The organism is Paenibacillus sp. N22P23, assembly GCF_059383735.1.
In genome coordinates, this window is the sequence record NZ_JBXENT010000001.1 from 344,798 (window position 1) to 367,921 (window position 23,124).

Annotated in this window: 24 protein-coding genes; 20 read left to right on the forward strand and 4 right to left on the reverse strand. The window is 50.2% G+C overall.

The genetic code is table 11. The annotated features are described in order from the left end of the window. Positions 1–578: 578 nt before the first annotated feature. Positions 579–1,301, reverse strand: coding sequence for a YheC/YheD family protein (locus AC506A_RS01675; RefSeq protein ID WP_495459271.1), 723 nt, complete (start codon positions 1,299–1,301; stop codon positions 579–581). Positions 1,302–1,634: 333 nt separating this feature from the next. On the opposite strand from AC506A_RS01675, the gene AC506A_RS01680 reads away from it, so the two are divergent. The 3 genes from AC506A_RS01680 (at position 1,635) to clpP (ending at position 4,184) form a co-directional block, all read left to right on the forward strand. After that, complete coding sequence (locus AC506A_RS01680) at positions 1,635–2,831, forward strand: MFS transporter (protein WP_495459272.1); 1,197 nt, start codon at positions 1,635–1,637, stop codon at positions 2,829–2,831. 74 nt (positions 2,832–2,905) lie between these two features. Beyond that, positions 2,906–3,583, forward strand: coding sequence for an RNA polymerase sigma factor (locus AC506A_RS01685; RefSeq protein WP_495459273.1), 678 nt, complete (start codon positions 2,906–2,908; stop codon positions 3,581–3,583). Positions 3,584–3,611: 28 nt separating this feature from the next. Continuing rightward, a complete protein-coding gene (gene clpP, locus AC506A_RS01690; protein ID WP_495459274.1) occupies positions 3,612–4,184 on the forward strand; it encodes an ATP-dependent Clp endopeptidase proteolytic subunit ClpP in 573 nt (190 codons plus the stop codon). Between the two features lie 65 nt (positions 4,185–4,249). Here clpP and AC506A_RS01695 read toward each other — a convergent pair whose 3' ends face one another. Beyond that, positions 4,250–4,543: a DUF2627 domain-containing protein gene (locus AC506A_RS01695; protein ID WP_495459275.1), complete on the reverse strand. Its 294-nt coding sequence runs from the start codon at positions 4,541–4,543 to the stop codon at positions 4,250–4,252. A gap of 161 nt (positions 4,544–4,704) precedes the next feature. Here AC506A_RS01695 and lpdA point away from each other — a divergent pair, with 161 nt between their 5' ends. The 6 genes from lpdA to AC506A_RS01725 all read left to right on the forward strand — a co-directional run bounded on the left by lpdA (position 4,705) and on the right by AC506A_RS01725 (position 11,744). Next, on the forward strand, positions 4,705–6,132 hold the full coding sequence (gene lpdA, locus AC506A_RS01700) for a dihydrolipoyl dehydrogenase (RefSeq protein WP_495459276.1): 1,428 nt from the start codon (positions 4,705–4,707) through the stop codon (positions 6,130–6,132). A gap of 146 nt (positions 6,133–6,278) precedes the next feature. Beyond that, on the forward strand, positions 6,279–7,313 hold the full coding sequence (locus AC506A_RS01705) for a thiamine pyrophosphate-dependent dehydrogenase E1 component subunit alpha (RefSeq protein ID WP_495459277.1): 1,035 nt from the start codon (positions 6,279–6,281) through the stop codon (positions 7,311–7,313). Between the two features lies 1 nt (position 7,314). Further along, positions 7,315–8,298: an alpha-ketoacid dehydrogenase subunit beta gene (locus AC506A_RS01710; RefSeq protein WP_495459278.1), complete on the forward strand. Its 984-nt coding sequence runs from the start codon at positions 7,315–7,317 to the stop codon at positions 8,296–8,298. A gap of 39 nt (positions 8,299–8,337) precedes the next feature. Beyond that, on the forward strand, positions 8,338–9,726 hold the full coding sequence (locus AC506A_RS01715) for a dihydrolipoamide acetyltransferase family protein (protein ID WP_495459279.1): 1,389 nt from the start codon (positions 8,338–8,340) through the stop codon (positions 9,724–9,726). Between the two features lie 17 nt (positions 9,727–9,743). Further along, a complete protein-coding gene (gene lipB, locus AC506A_RS01720) occupies positions 9,744–10,466 on the forward strand; it encodes a lipoyl(octanoyl) transferase LipB (protein ID WP_495459280.1) in 723 nt (240 codons plus the stop codon). A 144-nt stretch (positions 10,467–10,610) separates the two neighbouring features. Next, positions 10,611–11,744: a M20/M25/M40 family metallo-hydrolase gene (locus AC506A_RS01725; protein WP_495459281.1), complete on the forward strand. Its 1,134-nt coding sequence runs from the start codon at positions 10,611–10,613 to the stop codon at positions 11,742–11,744. Positions 11,745–11,838: 94 nt separating this feature from the next. Here the strand turns inward: AC506A_RS01725 and mciZ are convergent, their stop codons facing one another. Further along, positions 11,839–11,997, reverse strand: coding sequence for a Z-ring formation inhibitor MciZ (gene mciZ, locus AC506A_RS01730; RefSeq protein ID WP_495459282.1), 159 nt, complete (start codon positions 11,995–11,997; stop codon positions 11,839–11,841). A gap of 93 nt (positions 11,998–12,090) precedes the next feature. On the opposite strand from mciZ, the gene AC506A_RS01735 reads away from it, so the two are divergent. The 4 genes from AC506A_RS01735 (at position 12,091) to fur (ending at position 15,135) form a co-directional block, all read left to right on the forward strand. Further along, entirely contained in the window at positions 12,091–12,648 is a 558-nt protein-coding gene (locus tag AC506A_RS01735; protein ID WP_495459283.1) for an NUDIX hydrolase, read from the forward strand. An 8-nt stretch (positions 12,649–12,656) separates the two neighbouring features. Then, complete coding sequence (locus tag AC506A_RS01740) at positions 12,657–13,865, forward strand: endonuclease Q family protein (RefSeq protein ID WP_495460940.1); 1,209 nt, start codon at positions 12,657–12,659, stop codon at positions 13,863–13,865. Between the two features lie 61 nt (positions 13,866–13,926). Then, a complete protein-coding gene (gene spoIIM, locus AC506A_RS01745) occupies positions 13,927–14,571 on the forward strand; it encodes a stage II sporulation protein M (RefSeq protein WP_495459284.1) in 645 nt (214 codons plus the stop codon). Between the two features lie 99 nt (positions 14,572–14,670). Beyond that, positions 14,671–15,135, forward strand: coding sequence for a ferric iron uptake transcriptional regulator (fur, locus tag AC506A_RS01750; RefSeq protein ID WP_495459285.1), 465 nt, complete (start codon positions 14,671–14,673; stop codon positions 15,133–15,135). A 72-nt stretch (positions 15,136–15,207) separates the two neighbouring features. On the opposite strand, the gene AC506A_RS01755 is transcribed toward fur, so the two are convergent. After that, complete coding sequence (locus AC506A_RS01755) at positions 15,208–16,500, reverse strand: S8 family peptidase (protein WP_495459286.1); 1,293 nt, start codon at positions 16,498–16,500, stop codon at positions 15,208–15,210. Between the two features lie 207 nt (positions 16,501–16,707). On the opposite strand from AC506A_RS01755, the gene ald reads away from it, so the two are divergent. From ald to AC506A_RS01790, 7 genes are all read left to right on the forward strand, one after another. Further along, complete coding sequence (ald, locus tag AC506A_RS01760; protein ID WP_495460941.1) at positions 16,708–17,850, forward strand: alanine dehydrogenase; 1,143 nt, start codon at positions 16,708–16,710, stop codon at positions 17,848–17,850. Positions 17,851–17,969: 119 nt separating this feature from the next. After that, positions 17,970–18,203: a DUF4227 family protein gene (locus AC506A_RS01765; RefSeq protein WP_494818892.1), complete on the forward strand. Its 234-nt coding sequence runs from the start codon at positions 17,970–17,972 to the stop codon at positions 18,201–18,203. Between the two features lie 100 nt (positions 18,204–18,303). Further along, positions 18,304–19,212, forward strand: a complete 909-nt coding sequence (xerD, locus tag AC506A_RS01770; protein WP_495460942.1) for a site-specific tyrosine recombinase XerD — start codon at positions 18,304–18,306, stop codon at positions 19,210–19,212. 7 nt (positions 19,213–19,219) lie between these two features. Beyond that, the gene (locus AC506A_RS01775; RefSeq protein ID WP_495459287.1) at positions 19,220–20,395 is read left to right on the forward strand and encodes a phosphopentomutase; all 1,176 of its coding nucleotides are present in this window, start codon (positions 19,220–19,222) and stop codon (positions 20,393–20,395) included. A gap of 47 nt (positions 20,396–20,442) precedes the next feature. After that, a complete protein-coding gene (locus tag AC506A_RS01780) occupies positions 20,443–21,267 on the forward strand; it encodes a purine-nucleoside phosphorylase (protein WP_495459288.1) in 825 nt (274 codons plus the stop codon). 112 nt (positions 21,268–21,379) lie between these two features. Next, entirely contained in the window at positions 21,380–21,553 is a 174-nt protein-coding gene (locus AC506A_RS01785; protein WP_210659690.1) for an aspartyl-phosphate phosphatase Spo0E family protein, read from the forward strand. Between the two features lie 48 nt (positions 21,554–21,601). Further along, positions 21,602–22,930: a pyrimidine-nucleoside phosphorylase gene (locus tag AC506A_RS01790; RefSeq protein WP_495459289.1), complete on the forward strand. Its 1,329-nt coding sequence runs from the start codon at positions 21,602–21,604 to the stop codon at positions 22,928–22,930. The last annotated feature ends 194 nt before the right edge of the window (positions 22,931–23,124 follow it).

The window sequence follows — 23,124 nt, forward strand, 5'->3', positions numbered from 1 at the left end:
CCACTTTTCGGATTTTCCGAGAGGTGGCTTGTTTTCGTTATTGAGGTACTGCATCATAAGTTCTTCGCGAACGCCGAGCGGACAAGTTTATTTATTCTTGTCCACGTTTATACCTTACCAAAACTTGTCCATTTGCATTTACTGAACAATATCAATAAGAAAGGAGGTATCAGGTATGGGAGTAAGATATCCACTCGTACAGATTCATAACTCTACGCCATATAATGCATTTGGGACAGTTGAATACGCATCAGTACTTTGTTCCAACGACGATTACAGTGTTGCACGTGATGAGACTTGGACAGCTTCTAGCCGTGGAGCCTGTTTGGTGACGAGAATCACCGCAATCGTTAGAACTCCAAGTGGAAATATTCAAGCGGAACCATATACTTCTTCCGGCACTTCTTTCAGCCAGTTTGCAATTATACAGGTAGGGGTAAATCAGTTCCAAGTGACGCGTGTTGTGAGTTCCAGAGGACGTAAGTGAAATCCCAATAGGGCATTTCAAAAATAGGTAACAAACGAATAGACGACCGGCCAATAATGGGCTAGTCGTCTTATTTTCAATCGTCAACTGCTTAATGTTTCTGATACCATCGTATTCTGCGATACATGGAGGGATCTTTCAAGAGCCGGAAAGGGTACAAATCCGGCATGTAATTCCCTTCGATGATCCAAATCTGCCGCTTCTTATCGATTCCAATGTCAAACCCGACCTGCCTCAGCTTAGGGAAATGCTTTCCAAGCCGTTTAGCAGCCAACAGTGAGACCCGTTTGGCTTTGAAGGGTAAGCTTCGATCCTTGATGCGAGACAGTTTCAGCGCCCCAGGCACTGGAACGATGAGGCTAATCACATTCGTGACGAGATATCCCTGCGCCGCCACTTTCGCGTATGAGCCTGTTACTTTCCAAGTGGTCGAAGTACCTTTTCTTCGCTGCACCATGATCCGAATATCGAACGGCTTGTGTTGAATTTGAGCAAGCTGCAAGCGGTTTTGGACAATAAACCCACGTCCTTTGGTTTTTTTACGGATCCATTTGAGTAACTGCTTGGTGTTTTTCATTATGACCGTTTTATTTTCGTTATGAATACGATAGGCGTTCGTTCCGATTCGGTTAATGAACAGGATGTCACCTCCGAACCTCCCGTCACGCGGCTTCAGAACGAGGCTTTTAAATTGAAGTAGGAGCTTTGCTAATTCGTTTAGCTTTAGCAGCCGCGTTTTGGGCAACCGAGCGGCGAGAGAAGGCGTATCCTTCAAGATGCGATATTGTTTCCATTTGTCTCGTTTAATCGACATGGGAGTCGGTTACCTCCTTATAATGGTTCGAGGTGAGAGCTATATATATTCTTACTCTGCTTGCACGCGTTTTGACCGTGTAAAAATGACGGGGGCGAATCGTCCATTATTATGACGGAAGTAAGCAAGCTCGAAAGGGTTGGCACGCGAAAAACATGGAGACAACGCACGACTTGTCAATTGCAACTTGCGGGTTGTATACTTTGGGAGAACGTTGGAATGTACTCGACAATAGTTCTTCATAATAAGCGCCACTTTCGTGCAAGCTGCGATAGTGGCGCTTATCTTGGTTGATATTTATAATGTCAGAAAAATACACTCAGGAGGATTGTTTTGTCACCTATAGAATTAACTGCTGCTCCTTCAAGGAAGCGATTATTTATTTTGCTCTCCGTAACTCTCGTCTCGGGTTTCAATCAAGGGTTAATTTTGCCTCTGTTGTCCATCTTACTGGATCGCCAGGGGGTATCATCGGATGTAAATGGCATTAATTCGATGGCGTTATATATCGGTACGTTCAGTACGATGTTCTTTATCGAGAAGCCGATCCGCAGCATGGGATACAAGAAAGGCATTGTTATTGGCATTATTCTTGCTGCGATTGGGACGCTGCTTTTTCCGTTCCTGACGTCAATATGGATATGGTTTGTACTTCGCATTATCGTTGGCGTTGGTGACAGTGCTCTTCATTATTGCACGCAGCTCTGGATCGTGAGCAGCAGCCCCGCAGAGAGTAGAGGCCGTTATATTTCACTTTATGGGATGGCTTATGGGATCGGGTTTAGTTTAGGACCTACAGGCATCAATCTATTGTCCATTGGGGAATGGGTTCCATTTTGTTTGAACACACTTCTGTTCGTGCTCATTCTGCTGTTTGTCAGGACACTGCAACCGGAGTATCCTGAGCATTCGGCCAAGCTTGCCTCTGCTTCTTCGAACCGTTATGCGAGGGTATACCGCATTGCATGGTTTGCGCTCTTACCAGCTATTCTGTATGGTTTGATGGAAGCGACGATGAACAGTAATTTTCCGTTATACGGTTTGCGCATTCATTTGAGTCAAGCGTCAATCTCGCTGCTGCTTCCAGCTTTAGGTGTCGGCAGCTTGCTGCTGATGTTCCCGCTCGGTATGCTTAGTGACCGAATCGGTCGAAAACCGGTACTGATGGGATGTGCATGTATTGCCGGCTTGATGTTTCTGGCCGTTCCACTGGCAGGAGATAATGTCGTCGTATTATTTATTTTGCTCGCAATGATTGGCGGATTTATCGGCTCGTTTTTCTCACTTGGGCTTGCCTATGCAGCAGACTTGCTCCCGCGTGAACTGCTGCCATCAGCGAATGTAACGGCATCTATCCATTTCAGCATCGGCAGTTTGCTCGGTCCCGGTATTAGCGGTTTCGGCATACAATATGTATCTACGAATAGTATGTTTATCATGCTCGGCTGCGCATTTACGCTGTTTGCGCTTATTGGACTCTTTACTCGTGAGGCGCGGCATCGAAAATTGCAAACAAATCCATTAAATTAATTGAATGCGTATCTTTTTGATCCTTTCATTCGTTTACGTCATGAATCTACGCTAACAGATGAGGAGGTGCCATTATGACATTACAACCAACTGTCGATGAAATGCGAATCGCTCTTTACCGCTACTGTCTATCGCTCACGCGTTCTACATGGGATGCGGAGGATCTTGTTCAGGAAACTTGCTTACGGGCGCTACCGGTCATGAACGGCGCGCTTGTACATCCTAATCCGACTGCTTATATGCTGCGTATTGCGAAGAACATCTCGGTCGATCAAGCGCGCAGAATGAAGCGAGCCAGACGAGTGCTGGAACAACAGGAAGCTGTGCTGGACCGTTTGTTCGGCGAATCGCATGAGCTTGAATATGCGCTCCGGTTACTGATCTATCATTTATCGCCGCTGCAGCGGACGGTGTTCCTGCTTAAAGAGGTGTTCGGCTATAAGGGCCACGATGTAGCCGCAAAACTTACCATGTCAGAAGGGGCAGTGAAAGCAGCGTTGCACAGAGCAAGAGCTGCTATTGCAAAGCTCAAACAGCAATCGGATCTTGCGCAAGTTTCGAGGCAGACGGAGCGAGAAGTAAAGGATAGTCAGTTATATGCCTATGTTCATGCCGTTCGTGCAGGGGATGCTCAGGCGTTAATCGTGCTTGCTAACGTGGAAGAGCAGCTTATGGATCCGGTACAGGCAATTGGCCAGCTTCATGCGTCACAAGGCAACCGCTCATCCGTTAGCATGATGTATGCAGCCTAATCGGCAGCGAATGAGGAGGTTTCCGGCTATGAGTTTAGTGCCTTATATTGTGGAATCAACCAATCGGGGAGAACGCAGCTACGATATTTATTCGAGGCTGCTCAAAGACCGGATCGTCATGGTAAGCGGTGAAATTGAAGATCAAATGGCCAATGCGGTCGTGGCACAATTACTCTTTCTTGCCGCAGATGATCCGGATAAAGACATTCAGCTCTATATCAACAGCCCCGGCGGCTCAGTAACGGCTGGTTTCTCTATTTTTGATACGATGCAGTTTATTAAACCGGAGGTTTCAACGATTTGTACGGGGTTTGCTGCGAGCTTCGGCGCGATTCTGCTGGCAGGCGGAGCCAAGGGAAAGCGTTATGTATTGCCCAACAGTGAAGTTATGATCCATCAGCCGCTCGGTGGTGCAAGAGGGCAGGCTTCCGACATCCAGATTCATGCGAGCTGGATATTGAAGACGCGTGAGAAAATCAATGCACTGCTAGCGCAGCACACGGGGCAGTCGAAAGAGCAGATTGAACGAGACTCGGACAGAGACCGTTTCATGAGTGCGGAAGAAGCGGTTGCATATGGGATTGTAGATAAGATCTTATAACACATAAAAGGGCGAGCATCTCCATCACTTGGATAGCTCGCCCTTTTTGCCATATCGATGTAGGTTTATACGCCCGGCCGAGGCGGACGCTGCCGCTTCTCGCGAAAGCGGGACGAGACATAATTGCGTTTGCGGTCTCGGAAAAAAGTCCATCCCCCGATAAATCCGACCCCAAGCAGAAAGAGCACCATGCCTAGAATAAAGGTCCACCATTCAAAATCATGGACGGCAGCATCGTTGCCGAAGGATGAGAAATAATGAAAGATAGCATCTTTCATGAGAAGAAATCCATAAGTTGCGGCGATTCCCGGAATAACGAGCAGTAAAACGGCAATAAAACGAATAGTAACCTGCTTCATGCGAATAAATCCTCCTGTACAGAAACAACGACAATGATGCTTTAATCATACCTTTTTCGGGGGAGACTGTCCATTTCATCACTTGTGGCAGTTTCAAGGAGCTTTGAAAAAAGGTACAATAGACATGTAACGGCTTTATGATCTGGAGAGGAGCAACAAGAATGACGATTCAATGCGATTTGGCCATAATTGGCGGAGGCATTGCGGGATATACAGCTGCGATCAAAGCGGCACAAGCAGGGAAGAAAGTTATCGTAGTGGAGAGAGAGAAGCTGGGTGGCACGTGTTTACATAAAGGCTGTATACCGAGTAAAGCGCTACTGCGCAGTGCAGAAGTATACGCCACGATGCGCAAAGCTGATACATACGGTATAAACGTGGCAGAGGGAGCGATTTCACTCGATTTCCCTAAAGTGCAGCGTCGGAAAGAAAATACGGTAGAAGGTCTGTACAAAGGACTTCAATATTTAATGCGTAAGCATAACATCACCGTCATGCATGGTAACGGCAGAGTAATCGGTCCCTCCATCTTCTCTCCGAAGAGCGGAAGTGTGGCCATTGAGCTCCCGGATGGCGAAATGGAAACCATCGTTCCAACGAATCTGATCCTTGCAACGGGATCGCGTCCTCGTTCGCTGCCGGGTCTGGAACCGAAACAAGGTGAAATCATGTCGAGCGATGAAGCACTGACGATGGACGAGCTTCCGGACTCCATCTTGATCGTTGGCGGCGGCGTCATCGGTGTAGAGTGGGCTTCGATGCTCATCGACTTCGGCGTTGAGGTTACCTTGATCGAAGCGGCATCACGGCTGCTGCCAGGTGAAGATGTTGAAGCATCGGCAGAGCTCACGAAGCAATTAAGCCGCAGAGGCGTACGTATACTGACAGGTATTCAATTGAAGCTTGATACGTATACCTATAATGACGGACAGGCCTCTATCACAGCAGATACAGCAGATGGTCCGGTTATCTTGAATGCACAGCGGCTGCTTGTTTCCGTAGGGCGTCAAGCGAACGTCGAAGAGATCGGTCTTGAAAATACGGATGTTCGAGTAGAGAAAGGCGTTATTCGCGTCAACGGATATTTTCAAACGAATGAACCTCATATTTATGCCATTGGTGATGTGAACGGCGGCTTGCAGCTGGCACATGCGGCAGCACATGAAGCCATTGTTGCTGTAGACCATATCCTTGGCGGTAAGGAGCAGGCGCCTGATCACTCACGAGTGCCAAGAGCGATCTACTCCAAGCCGGAGCTGGCATCCATTGGACTGACGGAAGACGAAGCACGCAAACAAGGGCATGATATCAAAATCGGCAAAGTCCCGTTCCAAGCGATTGGTAAAGCACATGTGCTGGGTGAAACGGATGGTTTTGCCAAAGTAATTGCAGATGCGAAAACAAATGACGTGCTTGGTGTGCATATGATCGGGCCTCACGCTACGGATTTATTGTCCGAAGCATCGCTTGCCATGCTGCTGAATGCGACGCCTTGGGAAGTGGGACAAGTCATTCACCCGCATCCAACGCTCTCCGAAGTGCTAGGCGAAGCAATGCTGGCAGTTCATGGTAATTCATTGGCATTTTAGGTCGCAGCTGCATCTTTATATAGTAAGCAACAACGCAAATGGGAGCAGTGGACGGAGCATTTCTTTTTCGGTAAAAGTCGGTTATAATAGGTATAGTCAAGTCTTAGTACCTGGTTATAATAGCAGCTAAAAGGAGGGCATCCCTCATGACACAATCCGAATCTGCCGTGCAGCAAACCAAACATGCTGCACTTGGGCTAACGGACGATCAAGCCATTGAAATGTACACGCTGATGACAACCGCTCGTCGGTATGATGAGCGCTGTCTGCTGCTTCAACGGGCAGGCAAAATCAAGTTCCACGTATCCGGTATCGGTCAAGAAGCCGCTCAGGTTGGCGCAGCTTTCGCGCTCGACCGAAATCAAGATTACTACTTGCCTTATTATCGCGATTACGCATTTGTGCTTGCAGTAGGTATGACATTGCGCGAGCTTATGCTTTCCCTATTCTCCAAAGCGGCTGATCCTAACAGCGGCGGTCGCCAAATGCCGGGACACTTCGGTTCGAAGCGTCTGCGCATCGTTACGGGCTCAAGCCCTGTTACAACGCAAGTTCCTCACGCAGTTGGTTTTGCACTGGCTGCCAAGATGAAGAAGAAAAATTTTGTATCCTTTGTCACCTTCGGCGACGGCTCCAGCAATCAAGGGGATTTCCACGAAGGTGCCAACTTTGCCGGAGTGCATAAACTGCCGGTTATTTTCATGTGCGAAAACAATCAATATGCGATTTCGGTTCCGATTCATAAGCAAATCGGCGGAAAAATCGCTGACCGTGCCATTGGATATGGTTTTCCTGGCTATAGCGTAGATGGGAATGATCCTCTCGAAGTGTACCGCGTTGTCAAAGAAGCACGTGAGCGCGCTGCAAACGGTGAAGGACCAACCCTGGTAGAGGCCGTTATGTACCGGTTATCGCCGCATTCCACGTCAGATGAAGATCTTGCTTACCGAACGAAGGAAGAAGTCGATTCGCATCGCGACAAAGACGGCTTGCCGAAGTTCAAACAATATCTGATTGACAGCGGGATTTGGGATGAAGAGCGCGATTCAGCGTTGATGCAGCAGATCAAAGCGGCTCTGGATGATGCTACTTCCTATGGAGATCAAGCAGCCTTCCCAGAACCTGAAGATATATTGAAACATGTTTACGCCGAAGATCATCATGGCGAAGGGGGACGCTAACATGCCGAAAATGGACTATATTGATGCGATCCGCTTGGCCATGAAAGAAGAAATGGAACGCGATGAAGATGTATTCGTACTCGGTGAGGACGTTGGTCATAAAGGCGGCGTATTCACGACGACGAAAGGGCTTATCGGCCAGTTTGGCGAAGAGCGTGTGCTAGATACACCGCTTGCGGAATCCGCGATTGTCGGCGCTGCAATCGGTGCGGCTATGTATGGCATGAAGCCTATTGCCGAGATGCAATATTCAGATTTCATGTTCCCGGCTACGAATCAAATTATTAGCGAAGCGGCCAAAATCCGTTATCGCTCCAATAATGACTGGACATGCCCGCTTGTCATCCGCGCGCCGATCGGCGGCGGCATCTTCGGCGGATTGTACCATTCCCAATGCCCGGAGTCGGTATTCTTCGGGACGCCTGGTCTTAAGATCGTTGCGCCTTACACGGCATACGATGCGAAGGGGCTGCTGAAAGCGGCTGTTCGCGATCCGGATCCGGTTATTTATTTTGAAAACAAGAAATGCTACAAGCTTGTGACCGGCGAAGTTCCGGAAGGCGATTATATCGTCCCGATTGGAGAGTCCAATGTCCTTCGCGAAGGCGAAGACATTACCGTCATCAGCTATAGTCTGCCGCTTCATTTCGTGCTCGAAGCAGCCGAGGAGCTTGCAGAAGAAGGCGTATCCACACATGTGCTCGACTTGCGTACACTCCAGCCGCTTGACAAAGAAGGCGTTCTGGAAGCTGCCCGTCGTACAGGTAAAGTGCTCATCATTCATGAAGATAACAAATTCGGAGGCATTGGCGCAGAAGTATCGGCTATTATAGCAGAAGAGATGCTGTATGAGCTTGATGCTCCAATTATGCGACTATGCGGTCCGGACGTTCCGGCAATGCCGATCAATCCTCCGGGCGAGAAATTCTTTATGCTGAATAAAGATAAAGTGAAAGAAGCGATGAAGAAGCTGGCATTATTCTAAGATCGAATTCGCTTCGCAAAACATTTAGGAGTGGTCGGAATGAAGAAATTGACGGAAGTCGTCATGCCACAGCTCGCAGAATCGCTTGTCTCCGCAACGATCGACAAATGGCTCAAGCAGCCAGGCGATTCGATTGAAATGTATGAGCCGATCTGTGAAATTCTTACTGACAAAGTAAATGCAGAACTACCCGCGACCATTCAAGGGACGCTGATTCGAATATTAGTCGGTGCAGGCGAAACGGTACCCGTTGGAACGCCGCTGTGCCTCATAGAGGTTGATGAAGAGGGAACCGGTACTGCCACGACTACGTCACCTAACGCAGGCAGCAACAGTATCTCTGCATCGTCTGGCGCTCCTGCACGTAACGAGCGAGCAGCGGTTCGTGCTCAAGGTACAGCAGCCGAAGCAGGCAGCGATGGCAATGATCATATGCGTTATCGCTATTCCCCTGCGGTTCAGTCACTTGCGGCAGAGCATAATGTGAACTTGACTGCGATTGAAGGAACAGGGCTTGGAGGACGGATCACGCGTAAAGACGTTCTTGCTTTCGTGGAATCCGGTCGAGGTGCTAAAGCGACAGGAACAGTAACTGGAAATGCAGGCAGCGCCTCACAAACACAGCAATCGAATAAGAGCGGCGGGGAGCAGGTTCGTTCTTCCGGACTTCATTTGTCTGAAACGCCGCGAATTCCGGGTGTTGAAGTGGAAGGGCAGCAAATGCCGGGCAGAAGGGAATATTTTATCGATGTTACCCCTGTCCGTAATGCTATTGCACGTAACATGCGCCAAAGCGTCACTGAAATTCCGCATGCTTGGATGATGATGGAAGTAGATGTGACTAACCTCGTCTCCCTGCGCAACAAATTGAAGGATGACTTCAAGAAGCGTGAAGGCGTGAATCTTACTTACCTCGCATTCTGGGTGAAAGCCGTCGTGAATGCGATTAAAGATTTCCCGATCATGAATTCGGTATGGGCTGTCGACAAAATCATCGTGAAACGCGATATTCATATCGGTCTTGCGGTAGGTACAGAGGATGCGGTTAAAGTACCCGTCATCAAAAATGCCGATCAAAAAAATATTGCCGGCCTCGCCCGGGAAATTGAAGATCTGGCTCGCAAAACCCGAGATGGCAAGTTGACACTGGCAGATATGGAAGGCGGAACGTTCACCGTTAACAATACGGGTTCTTTCGGTTCCATCTTGTCTTACCCCATCATCAACTACCCGCAAGCCGCAATCGTTACTTGCGAATCCATCGTGAAACGACCTGTCGTCATTAATGACATGATTGCTGTTCGTTCAATGGCGAATATTTGTTTGTCGCTGGATCACCGGATTCTGGACGGCGTCATTTGCGGACGTTTCTTGCAGCGTGTGAAAGAAAATTTGGAAAGCTTCAATCTGGATACGAAGCTGTATTGAAACGGGGCTTACATGTTATGACAACGAACGTGAAAGCGATCGATGTTCACTATACGCCTATGCTCGGTTATGCCGAAGCATGGGATTTACAGAAGGCATACGTCAAACAAATCGACAAGGAGGAGCGACGCGAAACGCTGCTCCTTCTTCAGCATCCGCCGACCTATACAATCGGATCGCAGCGTCATCCCGAGCATTTGCTTTATTCGGAAGAGGAATTAGCTGCTCGCGGAATCGGTGTGTTTCAAATTGATCGCGGCGGGGATATTACGTATCATGGACCGGGACAGCTGGTTGGGTATCCGCTGCTTTATCTGGATGGAGCGGGCCTTGATCTGCACGGTTACCTGCGACAGCTGGAGCAGGCAATCATGGATTGGCTGGCAGGGTATGGGATCGAAACCAATCGGAAGTCGGAGTATACCGGTGTTTGGGTTGGCGATGCCAAAATTGCGGCAATCGGTGTGAAGTTTAATAAAGCCAGGACTCGCCGCGGATTCGTGACGAGCCATGGCTTTGCGCTCAATATTAAAGCAGGCATTGCGCAGGATGGATTTCGAGGCATCATTCCTTGTGGAATCCAGGAATATGCGGTTACTTCTTTTGCCGATGTAACAGGCATTAACTTAAGCGTGGAACAAGCGGCACGCGAGCTGCTGCCGCATTTCTGCAAACAGTTTGGCTGTGAAGTAGAAGACGAGACTGGACTATTCGAAGATCCAGCCGATACCCATCAATAATGTGGAAATCAACAGCGAAGCGATGAGCAGCCAGATGAACATTTTCATCAATCGGTTCTGACGCACGAGAGCATGCTCCTTTCGTATGTGAGATGTACAAGTATGAGACTATTGTAAACGAAATCAATGGACGGAGGAAAGCCGATGATTAACAACCAACGAATTATTGATGAATTTATGGCGCTTGTCCAAGTGGACAGCGAAACGAAATATGAGCGTGAAATTTGCAATGTGCTTACAGGAAAGCTGAAAGAGCTTGGCTTCTCTGTAGAAGAAGATGATGCGGCAAGCATCACCGGCCACGGGGCAGGCAACCTGTTCGCGATGCTTGAAGCAAACGGCAGCGAGAAGGCACCGACGATATTCTTTACTTCCCACATGGATACGGTAGTGCCGGGAAAAGGAATTAAACCGCGTCTAGATGCTGACGGCTACATAAGAAGTGACGGTACGACAATCCTTGGAGCCGATGATAAAGCCGGACTCGCAGCCATGTTCGAAGCCATACGTGTGATCAAGGAACAGAATCGTGCACATGGTCCCATTCAGCTCGTTATTACGGTTGGAGAAGAAAGTGGACTTGTAGGTGCGGCAGCGATCGATCCCAAGAAGCTGAAGGCGAAGTTCGGTTACGCGCTGGATTCCAATGGTCCGATCGGCGATATTGCCGTTGCTGCGCCGTCACAAGCTAAGATTACAATCAAAATTCACGGTAAATCAGCACATGCAGGCGTTAATCCCGAGGATGGCATCAGCGCCATTCAAGTAGCAGGCAAAGCGATTTCCCGTATGTCATTAGGAAGAATTGATCACGAAACAACGGCAAACATCGGACGCTTCGAAGGCGGAGGCGCAACGAATATCGTATGCGATTTCGTGAAGCTCGACGCGGAGGCGCGCAGCATTGTACAGGATAAACTCGATAAGCAGGTCGAATCGATGCGCGAAACCGTCTTGGCTGTTGCGGCTGAATTCGGCGCGAAGGCGGAGTTTGAGAGCAAGCTGATTTACCCGGCGTTCAACTTCACGGATGGTGATCCAGTCGTAGAGCTAGCGAAGGCTGCGATCGAGAAGATCGGCAGAACGCCGAAGCTGTTTCACTCCGGCGGCGGGAGCGATGCGAATATTTTCAACGGACATGGCGTTCCAACCGTTAACCTTGCGATTGGGTATGAGCATATCCACACGACGAATGAGCAAATCAAGGCTGAGGATTTAGTGAAAACAGCAGAGCTGGTTGTAGCGATCATCGAACAAGCGGCAGAGCTGACAGAATAACGGCTTCGCTAATACGAATAAGGGTTGCCAGCTGTAGTGTCATCTACGGCGGCAACCCTTTCTATTGTTTGTGAAGGTTCGGACTCTAATTGAATCAGCGGGTCGATTGCAAATATTCACCTAGCGTGCGTCCGGATTTGCCGTCTTGCTGGCTCGTCTTCGTGCTCGCTTTGGCGAGCAGCTTCAATTGGTGACGGATTTCCCAAGCTTTACCGATAAGCGTTAATTTACTATTTACCGCGTATTGTTTCATGAATGATCTCCCCTTTTGCTATACTGATAGATAGATATGAGAGAGTTAGAGAACATATGCCTACCGAATTACCATTAAAGGAGCCGATGACAGATGTTAGAGAAAACCGATCAATTCCGTGAGAAAACAATCAAGACTGAACCGATTTTCGATGGAAAAATCATTTCACTGCAGGTCGATACCATAGAGCTGCCTGATGGCAAAACAGCTACACGCGAAATAGTCAGACATCCCGGTGCGGCAGCAGTTCTTGCGTTGATCGATGATAAGATGCTCGTCGTCGAGCAGTATCGGAAGCCGATGGAGAAGTTCCAAATCGAGATTCCGGCAGGCAAGCTTGACGCCGGTGAAGATCCAATGATTGCGGCTGCACGTGAGCTTGAAGAGGAGACCGGCTATCGTGCGGGGAAGCTGCGTCCGCTAAGTGCGTTCTATACGTCCCCAGGATTCGCCGACGAGAAGCTGTATGTGTTTATCGCAGAGGATCTTGTCAAAGGTGAAAGCGCGCCGGATGAGGATGAGTTCTTGGCGGTAGAAGCGATTACGTTCGAGCAGGCGCAGCAGTATATGAAAGAAGAGCGGATCAGCGATGCGAAGACGATTCTGGCCGTTTATGCTTGGCACATTTATAGGCTTACAGGAGAGATCTAGAGGTGACTGTGGCTGCGGCACAAGAAGGAAAACTAAGCCGAGTATTTGCCGATCTTCATCTGCATATTGGGCGGACGGAGCGAGGGGAACCGGTCAAAATCAGCGGAAGTAAGGACTTAACGTTCCGCAACATTGCACATGAGGCGGCGGTTCGCAAAGGCATCGGACTGCTCGGCGTTATCGACTGCCATTCTCCAGGTGTACAGCGTGATATTGAATCCTTGCTTGATTCCGGGGAAATGACCCAAATAAGCGGTGGAGGTATTCGTTACAGAGACACGACCATTTTACTTGGCTCTGAAATTGAAGTGCGAGATGCCGGCTTCGGCACCGCGCATCATCTGATCTATTTGCCGGACTTTGCTGAGATGCAGTCGTTCACGAAGTGGATGTCCCGCTCGATGCGCAATGTGCAGTTAAGCTCACAGCGGTTATATGTGCCATCCCGCGAGCTGCAGGCGGAAGTGAAGGGGAGAGGCGGACTGTTCATTCCTGCTCATATTTTCACCCCGCATAAAAGTTTGTTTGGCAGCTGCTCCGATCAGCTTAGCGATACGCTCGATCCTGAGCTCGTGGATGCTGTCGAGCTCGGATTAAGCTCGGACAGCGAGATGGCAGGGCTCATTCCCGAACTGGATAACATCCCGTTTCTGACGAATTCAGATGCTCATTCCTTGGCGAAGATTGGCCGTGAATATAATGAACTAAGCCTTCAAGAACCGTCCTTTCACGAGTTGAAGCTTGCTCTGGAAGGGGCGGAGGGTCGAGCAATTACGGCCAACTACGGGCTGAATCCGGTACTTGGCAAGTATCATCGCACGTTCTGTGTGAATTGCGGCTCGCTCGTTCAGGACACGCAGGATGCCGAGCGATGCAAGCAGTGCGGGAGTCTTAAGCAAGTGCGTGGCGTATTGGACCGGATTATGGAGCTCGGAGCACAAGCTGGTCGCAGTCAGCCGGTAGTACCGCAAGATCGTCCTCGCTATATCTATCAGGTGCCGCTGGAATTTATCCCGGGTATCGGTCCGAAGACATTGACCAAGCTGCTGAATCAGTTCGGAACGGAAATGAATATTCTTCATGATGTACCTGAGGAAGCGATTGCCGAGATTGCAGGTGAATCGGCAGCAGCGATCATTTCTGAAGCTCGAAGAGGCTCGTTGAAGCTGCAAGCAGGCGGCGGAGGCACTTATGGAAAAGTCGCGAGTCGTAAGTAGACCGTCATAGCTGCAGAGGCTTGGACATACACTGAACCATCTGGGTTTAGGAGGATGTACCATGCGATCATCCACGCTTCAACCGCTTATGAAGGATCAGTTGACGCTATATGTATTCGTGTCTGTTTTATTTGTCGTAGGGGTAGTGTTTGGCGCGCTGCTCGTTAATGCGCTGACACTGGATCAGCAGCAAAATTTAGCCGGAGATGTGCAGCAATTCATCCATCATATCCAGGAAGGCGTCTTACAAAGCGGCGGCGAGTCGTACTGGGATCGGGCTTGGTTCCATGCGAAGTGGCTGCTGCTCATTTGGGTGCTCGGTCTGACAGTCGTCGGGATGCCGCTCGTGCTGGCGCTTGATTTTCTAAAAGGAGTATTGGTGGGCTTCGCCATCGGTACGCTGGTACGGCAATTTGCATGGAAGGGTCTGGTCTTCTCGCTTGCTTCTGTTGCGCCGCCTAATTTGCTTGCAGTGCCGGCATTTCTTATCATTAGCGTGTCTGCTGTTTCATTCGGTCTCTACGTGATTAAGAATCGCCTTTTGGGCCGTTTCGGAACGTTAAGCCAACCGCTATTTGCTTTTACATCGAGCGCTGCCTTGATGCTGCTTATCATTCTGGGAGCGGCGGCTGTGGAATGTTACGTCACCCCGATGCTGCTGAAATGGGCTGCACCGCTAATTGTAGAAGCAGGCGCTGAATTGTAATCATTCTAAAAAAAATTGACTTTGTTCGTAATGAGCACCTATAATAAAAGCAAACCGATTCCGTGATGATGGCACAAGTCAGGTATGAGGGGGGAAGCCATGGAATCCCGGATTGATAAGATTAAGCAGCAGCTGCAGTCGCAGGGGTACAAGCTCACCCCACAGCGAGAAGCTACAGTTCGTGTGCTTCTGGAGAACGAAGAGGATCATTTAAGCGCGGAAGACGTGTTCATGCTCGTCAAGGACATCGCGCCTGAGATTGGATTAGCAACTGTATATCGGACATTGGAGCTGCTTAGCGAGCTGCATGTTGTGGAGAAGATGAATTTTGGAGATGGCGTTGCGCGGTATGATTTGCGGGCAGACAACAACAAACATCATCATCATCACCTCATCTGCGTGCAATGTGGAACCATGAGTGAAATATTGGAAGATTGGCTTGGGCCGCTCGAAGAGCGACTTGAGCGCGAATATGGTTTTATGGTTTTGGACCATCGCCTTGATTTTCAAGGGGTATGCGTCAATTGCAAAGCGAAGAACGATTCACTCAAGGTCGAAAACTAAACACTCCCTTCTGCAGTGTTCTCAGCACTCATGCTGAGCAACACTGTTAAAGGGAGTTTTTTGTGCGCTCTTCTACTGTCTCTTCCTTCGGGACTTATGGCCGGATTTGGATTTGCGCGATGCCGCTTCGGTTGTTTGATCGGAGGAAGAGGAGGCAGCTGCCCCTCCAAGCTGCATGAGCCCATAGCCCTGTGCTTTATAGGAGTAGTTCGAGATTCGCTTGGCTGAAGCACGCAGCCGCTTCGTGATCGTCGCGGGACCAAGCGTGGGATCGAGCGACTTTAGAAGCGCAACGCCGCCAGCCACATGCGGGCTGGACATGCTCGTGCCGGATAACACTTGATAGCCGCCGCCCAGTGATGTCGATTTAATATAGCTCCCCGGAGCGGTGACGTCGATGCCATAACCGCGGCTGCTGTAATTTGCGACCTTCCCTTTACGTGTGGATGCGGCGACCGCTATCGCCGTTGAGTACCGAGCCGGCTGATCAATACGGCCGGTACTTGATCCGCTGTTTCCGGCCGAGGCCACGACAATGATACCACTCTGTCTCGCTCGCAGTACTGCTTCCTTCAGGGCGCTGCTCGTTTCGCCTTCCAGTCCAAGGCTCATATTGATGATGGGAATCTTCTTGGAGATACACCAGTCGATGCCTTTGATAATATCGGAGACATAGCCGGCGCCGCTCGCATCGAGCGCTTTGACGGCGTATAGCCTTGCTCGAGGTGCTACGCCATGCATCATGCCATTTGAGCCGACGGCCGCCGCGATGCCTGCAACATGTGTACCATGGCCGTTGTCGTCTTTGTAAGATGAACCGCCCATCGTATTGACGCCCCCATATATGCGAAGGTCAGAATGTTTGGCGATTCCTGTATCGATAATGGCGATTCCTGCGCCTTTGCCTTTCGAGGATGACCACACTTTATGCGCTTCAATTTGTGAGATATTCCAGCCCACACTGCTTGAGGACGTATCCGAGTGCAGCTTTCCTTTGCCTGCACCGCGCGTTCGCAAGTTTTTTCTCATGTAGAGAGAAGCTTTTGCGCTGATGCGAACCTTCGAGTTCTTCGCCTTGGACTGCACCGGAAAACCATGTGCATGAAGCTTGAAATCGGGTTCGACATAGCTGACATTCGGATGCTGGGCAAGCGATTGCAGCTGCTGCGTACGGCGGCTGTCGACGTGACAGCAGATGACGCGGTTGCGGCGAATGCTCTTAACCGGCCTAATGCCGTATTTGGCAAGCTCTTTGAGACATTGCGTATACTGGGATTGCGATTTGAATCCGATTAATTTACGTGTAGTATGACCTGATGATCTGCCTTTTGAGCAGCTGAGCAGCAGCCGTTCAACATTTGGCAAAGATGCTCCTCCTTTAACGATAGACTGAACTTGCACTCGGTGCAGGAACCAATACTCCAGTGTATGGAGACATTCGTACAAGGGCATGGGTAGATGCTGATACGCTGGTACATATTTTCCGTTTCGCGAGAGAAAGTATCAGGGAGGACTGTCAACCCGTCCTCTGCCTGCATATGAAGAATCAAGGAGACGGAGAGGGAGATGCATATGATTATCGGCGTGCCGAAAGAAATCAAAGCAAGCGAATATCGAGTTGCGCTTACCCCTGCAGGAGCGGGAATGCTGAAGGCTGCCGGGCATGAGGTCGTGGTCGAAAGCAGTGCCGGTGAAGGAAGCAGCTTTACAGATGAAGCTTATGTAGCCGAAGGCGCTGTCATCTTATCGACGGCGAAGGAAGTATGGGCCAAGGCAGAAATGATTATGAAAGTGAAGGAGCCGCTGCCGGAGGAGTTTGGTTATTTCCGCGAGGGATTACTGCTATTCACTTACTTGCACTTAGCTGCTGCACCTGATCTGACAAAGGCGCTTATCGAGAAGGATGTCTCAGGGGTTGCCTATGAAACCATTCAGATGCCTAACGGCAGCTTGCCGCTGCTCACACCGATGAGTGAGGTAGCGGGCAGAATGGCGGTGCAGGTAGGCTCTCAATTCTTGGAAGCCTTCTATGGCGGACGCGGAATATTGCTTGGCGGCGTACCTGGTGTTCCTCCTGCCGAGGTTATTATCCTTGGCGGCGGCATCGTAGGGACGAATGCAGCTCGTATTGCCCTTGGCATGGGTGCGAGTGTCGTTATTCTGGAGCGCAGCGCGGATCGGATGCGTTATATCGATGAAGTGTTTGAAGGCCGCATTCGCACGTTAATGTCTAACCCCTACAATATTGCGAGCGCGGTGAAGAAAGCAGACTTGCTGATTGGGGCTGTACTCATTCCGGGTGCCAGAGCGCCTCACTTGGTCACCGAAGAAATGGTCAAAACGATGAAGAAAGGTGCCGTCATCGTGGATGTTGCCGTTGACCAAGGGGGAACCATTGCGACAATCGACCGTGTAACCACGCATAAGGATCCGGTCTACGAGAAACATGGCGTCCTTCATTATGCAGTTGCTAATATGCCGGGAGCCGTTCCGCGGACCTCTACGCTTGCTCTGACGAACGTGACGATGCCTTATGCGCTGGAGCTTGCCAGCAAGGGGCTGGAGGAAGCCGTACGCGCGAACGAGCCGCTACGTAAAGGCGTGAACACGTATAAAGGCCGCGTTACTCATCCGCAGGTAGCAGAGGCTGTGAATATGCCGTACGTCAGCATGAGTCAATTGCTTGAGAGCGTACCATTCGATAAACTAAGCTAGCTGGGCGCTTATGCATGATTCGCCGTCCCTGCTCATAAGGTGTTGTAAAGGACAACCATTTGCCCGATTGCAAACGGGAAAGGCTGCCCATTCTTCGCTTTAGAAAAGGGGAGTAAGCAATGGTGGTATCGGTTCGCAGGTGGCTGAGACGGATATTTTTTGTGCTGCTGCTCTGTTTTTTCACCATTACGATGTATGGCGGCTGCAGGTTTATTGCGGTTTGGATAACGCCTGAGGATCCGTACCGCGTACCGCAGGGCCAAGCATTGAAAGTATTCAAGGAAGAGCCGTTTCAGGTAGATGCAAGCAGCATTTATGACAAGCTTCGGTTATTTTACTGGTATGGCGAATAGGATTCAGGTGTTTTGGCTTCCTTTGGCAGGAGATGAAGCAGCTTTGTGGAATATAGCAGGGATACCTGTTGAAGCTGTTTATCCGGGAAAGGAACGACCGATGAGAGTGCATCTGCGAACATTTATACAGTATTTACAGGAAGGGCGGAGACTGTCTGCCAATACGTTGTTGTCCTATGAACGGGATTTGTCCTTATTTCTGGATTATGCGGAAAGACAGGGCATTTCGTATGTGGATGGCATTCAAAAACACCACCTCTCTCTCTACATGCTTCAATTGAAGCAGCAGGGACGGGCGGTTGCGACTGTTTCCAGGCATATGGTCTCAATACGTGCTTTTTTTCATTATTTGATTATGCAGCGTCATATGCAAAGCGATCCGTCTATCCATTTGGAGATGCCTAAGCAAGAGAAGCGGCTGCCCAAAATCGTCACGATCACGGACGTGGAGCGGCTGCTCGCCGCACCAGATCCCGGAACGAATGCCGGTATACGCGATCTCGCCATGCTGGAGGTCCTCTATGCAACTGGGATCCGTGTATCTGAACTTATTTCTTTAGATGATGAGCATATTAACCTGGCTATGGGCTTTATACGCTGCATCGGCTCCGGGACCAAAGAGCGAATCATTCCACTCGGCACGGTTGCGACTGAGGCGCTGACCGTCTATTTGGAGCAGGTGCGTGTGAAGCTGCGTAAGAAGGACGAAACCGCGTTGTTTCTAAATCAGCAAGGGGCCAGAATGACCCGGCAGGGCTTCTGGAAAATCTTGAAGAAATACGCCGCAGAAGCGGGCATCGAAGGTGAAATGACGCCGCATACGCTGCGGCATTCCTTCGCCGCACATCTGCTGGAGAACGGCGCAGATTTACGTGCTGTGCAAGAAATGCTCGGCCATGCCGATATCTCCACAACCCAGGTTTATGTGCAGGTGACAAAACCGCGCATTAAAGAAGTGTACAACCTGGCACATCCGCGGGCTAGAAGCAAACAAACGAATTCGGAGTGATCAGGCTATGAAGTTTGACCGTATTACAGTAATCGTGCTCGACAGCGTCGGAATCGGCGAGCTGCCGGATGCACCGGCATTTGGCGATGTAGGTTCCCATACGCTAGGTCATATTTTGCAAGAGGTACCAGAGCTTCAAATGCCGAATCTTCGCAGCTGGGGACTTGATCGGATCGCCCCGCTGGGCAGTTGGGAACCGGAAAGAGCGGCATTAGCTTACTATGGTAAAATGGCTGAGGTGTCCGTAGGTAAAGATACGATGACCGGCCACTGGGAAATCGCCGGCCTCAAGGTGACCGTGCCATTCCGGACGTTCCCGGACGGGTTCCCGGGCGGGCTGCTGAGCGAGTTTGAGGCTCGGACCGGCCGCGGCGTGCTTGGCAATAAATCGGCCAGCGGCACGGATATTATGGACGAGCTGGGCGAAGAGCAGCTGCGCACAGGCAAATGGATTGTTTATACGAGTGCGGACAGCGTCTTCCAAATTGCAGCCAACGAAGACATTATTCCGCTTGAGGAATTGTACCGTGCTTGCGAAATTGCACGTGAGCTCACAATGGACGAGCGTTACGCTGTGGGCCGCGTCATTGCGAGGCCGTTCGTGGGCAAGCCGGGCTCTTTCAAGCGGACCTCGAACCGGCATGATTATGCGGTGAAGCCGCCGGAGCCGACCGTGCTTAATGCGATGAAAGACGGCGGTTTCGATGTGATCGCGGTCGGAAAGATCGACGATATTTTCGTCAGCGAAGGCATTACGGAGGCACTTCATACGAAGAGCAATGAGGATGGTGTGAATAAAACCATCGCCGCGCTGGATCGACCGTTCAAAGGACTTCTCTTCACGAATCTGGTCGATTTTGATTCCTTGTACGGCCATCGCCGTGACCCGCAAGGATACGCCGGTGCGCTCGAAGCATTCGACCGAAGTGTGCCGGAGCTGACCAAACGGCTTGGGGAACGTGATCTGCTCATCGTTACAGCCGATCATGGCAACGATCCGACCTATTCCGGTACCGACCATACAAGAGAGTATGTGCCGCTGCTCGTTTACGGTCCGGCTTTGAAGACGCCGGGATCGCTTGGCATTCGCTCAACATTCGCAGACGTCGCGGCAACCATCGCCGATAATTTCGGTGTGAAACGTCCGGACAACGGAGTGTCATTTTTGAACGAGCTAAACTGATTACGTTACAACTGCAAGGTGACAACAATTATAGGAGGTTCATCAACGTGAACACACTCAAAGCATCCCATATCCAAGAAGCAGCAGCCTATATTAATTCGAAAATTTCCATTAAGCCTGAGGTCGGCCTAATCATGGGTTCCGGACTTGGCATCTTAGGCGACTATATCGAAGAGGCTGTCGTCATTCCTTATCATGAAATTCCGCATTTTCCAATTTCCACGGTAGAAGGCCATGCAGGCGAGCTGATGATCGGGAAGCTTTCCGGTCGTCCGGTCGTCCTCATGCGTGGACGGTTCCACCTGTATGAAGGATACGGCCCTGATTTGACGGCTTTCCCCGTGCGCGTAATGAAAGCGATCGGCGCTTCGAAGCTTGTTGTTACGAATGCAGCAGGCGGCGTTAACACGAACTTCAATCCAGGCGATCTCATGCTGATCAGCGATCATATTAACTTTCAAGGCCGCAACCCGCTGGTCGGTCCCAATGACAGTGAGCTTGGGGTTCGTTTTCCGGATATGTCCCAGCCTTACAGCAGACGTTTGCGTGAACTGGCAAGAGGCGTGGCGCTGGATCAAGGGTTCTCGCTTCAAGAAGGCGTGTACATTGCAGTGCTTGGACCTTCCTACGAGACACCTGCAGAAATCCGCATGATGCGTATATTAGGAGCGGATGCTGTCGGCATGTCGACGGTTTCCGAGGTTATTGCGGCAAGTCATTCCGGCATCGAAGTGCTCGGCATCTCCTGCATCAGCAACATGGCATCGGGTATTTTGGATCAGCCGCTGTCGCATGATGAGGTCATGGAGACGACGGAACGTGTAAAATCCAGGTTTCTCGGCCTAGTCAACGGCATTATTCCACTGATGTAGGCTGTAACAAAAATGTAACAAAGGCCTCGACTGATTATGACATTCTTTGTCCGCTTGTCGTCGTATAATGTCCGTGACAGATAGTACACAATAAAGCGGGGATTGGAATCTCATGGACAATCAAAGTTACCTTCGATTGGAAAGACTGCGAGGACAATTGGTGGCGGCTGCAATGCGGAAGGAAACCTTCCTTCACCGAGATGTAATTCAGCTCAGCCAGACGCTTGACCAATTGATCGTCAAAGTGCAGGCAGAGAAAAGCAAATCTTCGAGTGCCCAACGATGATCCGAAGCATATTGCGAACATGGTAAGTACATAAGGAGGCTCATCCGCTTGCGAGCAGTCGATATTATTCAAAAGAAACGAAATGGCGGAGTGCTGTCAAAGGACGAGCTGTCATTTCTTATAAAAGGCTATAGCCAAGGCGACATCCCAGACTATCAACTTTCCGCCTGGGCTATGGCTGTTTTTTTTCGCGGTATGAATGCGGAAGAAACGGCAAACTTAACGATGGCTATGGCAGAATCAGGCGATCAAGTAGATCTGTCTCCGATTCGCGGCATTAAAGTCGATAAACACAGCACTGGCGGTGTTGGTGATAAAACAAGTCTGATTATCGGACCGCTTGTCGCATCATGCGGAGTTCCGGTAGCGAAGATGTCAGGTCGCGGACTTGGGCATACAGGCGGAACGATCGATAAAATGGAAGCGATGGCAGGGTTCCGTACCGAGCTGACGAGCGAGGAATTTATTGCGCAAATGAACGACATCGGTCTTGCCATCGTCGGCCAAAGCGGCAATATGACACCGGCTGACAAGAAGCTCTATGCGCTGCGCGACGTAACGGCGACCGTTGAGTCCATACCGCTTATTGCGAGCTCGGTCATGAGCAAGAAGATCGCAGCAGGTGCGGATGCCATCGTGCTCGATGTGAAAACAGGCAGCGGCGCATTTATGAAAACGCTGGAGGATTCCGAGGAATTGGCCAAAGCGATGGTTGCGATCGGGACAGAAGTAGGCAGAAAAACCGCGGCGCTGATCAGCGATATGGATCAGCCGCTTGGCTATGCAATCGGAAATGCGCTTGAAGTACAGGAAGCGATTGATACGCTGCATGGAAGAGGGCCTGAGGATTTGACAGCCCTATGTCTGGCGCTCAGCTCTCATATGGTTGTGCTTGGCGGACAAGCAAGCAATCTGGCGGAAGCGGAGGCGATGCTTCGAGATCGCCTTGCTTCCGGCGCAGCTCTGGAGAAGTTCAAAGTATTCGTAGCCGCTCAAGGCGGTAATCCGCTGGTGGCTGAAGATCCGTCCTTATTGCCCCAAGCTCCGCTTGTGCTTGAGGTTCCAGCTGAGCAGGATGGATTTGTGAAGGCGATTCAAGCGGAAGAGCTTGGACTTGCCGCCATGCTGCTTGGTGCAGGTCGTGCAACGAAGGAATCGATCATCGATTATGCAGTAGGCGTTGTCATGCAGCGTAAAGTCGGCGACAGCGTGAAGAAAGGCGATGCGCTTGCCTTGCTGCATATACGTGAGGACAATGCATCTGTTCGCGAAGTGGTCAAACGCGTACAGCAAGCCTACACGTTCAGCAGGGAACCGGTAGCACCGTCACCGCTTCTGCTGTCTGTGGTGACAGAGCAAGGCGTGAAGCGGTTGTAAAGATGGAAATTAGTTAGAAGAGAGAAGCGGCTATTCGGGCTCATCCCGAATGGCCGCTTTTTTTTTGCGTGATTGTTTTGATTTTCAATCTAAAAAATGGAATATTTTGCTGTTCACTCGTCCACACTAGGAATGAGATATTAGCCGAATTGCGGCCATAGCTATGCCGCGGGCATCATTCAGGAGGAGAACAA

Bases quoted from the DNA above. Each gene is read 5' to 3' on its own strand.
- AC506A_RS01775 (WP_495459287.1), top strand. From the start codon at position 19,220: ATGAAGTTTGACCGTATTACAGTAATCGTGCTCGACAGCGTCGGAATC.
- AC506A_RS01765 (WP_494818892.1), top strand. From the start codon at position 17,970: ATGGTGGTATCGGTTCGCAGGTGGCTGAGACGGATATTTTTTGTGCTG.
- AC506A_RS01705 (WP_495459277.1), top strand. From the start codon at position 6,279: ATGACACAATCCGAATCTGCCGTGCAGCAAACCAAACATGCTGCACTT.
- fur (WP_495459285.1), top strand. From the start codon at position 14,671: ATGGAATCCCGGATTGATAAGATTAAGCAGCAGCTGCAGTCGCAGGGG.
- AC506A_RS01710 (WP_495459278.1), top strand. From the start codon at position 7,315: ATGCCGAAAATGGACTATATTGATGCGATCCGCTTGGCCATGAAAGAA.
- AC506A_RS01725 (WP_495459281.1), top strand. From the start codon at position 10,611: ATGATTAACAACCAACGAATTATTGATGAATTTATGGCGCTTGTCCAA.
- AC506A_RS01785 (WP_210659690.1), top strand. From the start codon at position 21,380: ATGGACAATCAAAGTTACCTTCGATTGGAAAGACTGCGAGGACAATTG.
- AC506A_RS01715 (WP_495459279.1), top strand. From the start codon at position 8,338: ATGAAGAAATTGACGGAAGTCGTCATGCCACAGCTCGCAGAATCGCTT.
- AC506A_RS01675 (WP_495459271.1), bottom strand. From the start codon at position 1,301: ATGTCGATTAAACGAGACAAATGGAAACAATATCGCATCTTGAAGGAT.
- clpP (WP_495459274.1), top strand. From the start codon at position 3,612: ATGAGTTTAGTGCCTTATATTGTGGAATCAACCAATCGGGGAGAACGC.
- spoIIM (WP_495459284.1), top strand. From the start codon at position 13,927: ATGCGATCATCCACGCTTCAACCGCTTATGAAGGATCAGTTGACGCTA.
- mciZ (WP_495459282.1), bottom strand. From the start codon at position 11,997: ATGAAACAATACGCGGTAAATAGTAAATTAACGCTTATCGGTAAAGCT.
- AC506A_RS01735 (WP_495459283.1), top strand. From the start codon at position 12,091: ATGTTAGAGAAAACCGATCAATTCCGTGAGAAAACAATCAAGACTGAA.
- xerD (WP_495460942.1), top strand. From the start codon at position 18,304: ATGAGAGTGCATCTGCGAACATTTATACAGTATTTACAGGAAGGGCGG.
- AC506A_RS01685 (WP_495459273.1), top strand. From the start codon at position 2,906: ATGACATTACAACCAACTGTCGATGAAATGCGAATCGCTCTTTACCGC.
- AC506A_RS01695 (WP_495459275.1), bottom strand. From the start codon at position 4,543: ATGAAGCAGGTTACTATTCGTTTTATTGCCGTTTTACTGCTCGTTATT.
- lipB (WP_495459280.1), top strand. From the start codon at position 9,744: ATGACAACGAACGTGAAAGCGATCGATGTTCACTATACGCCTATGCTC.
- ald (WP_495460941.1), top strand. From the start codon at position 16,708: ATGATTATCGGCGTGCCGAAAGAAATCAAAGCAAGCGAATATCGAGTT.
- lpdA (WP_495459276.1), top strand. From the start codon at position 4,705: ATGACGATTCAATGCGATTTGGCCATAATTGGCGGAGGCATTGCGGGA.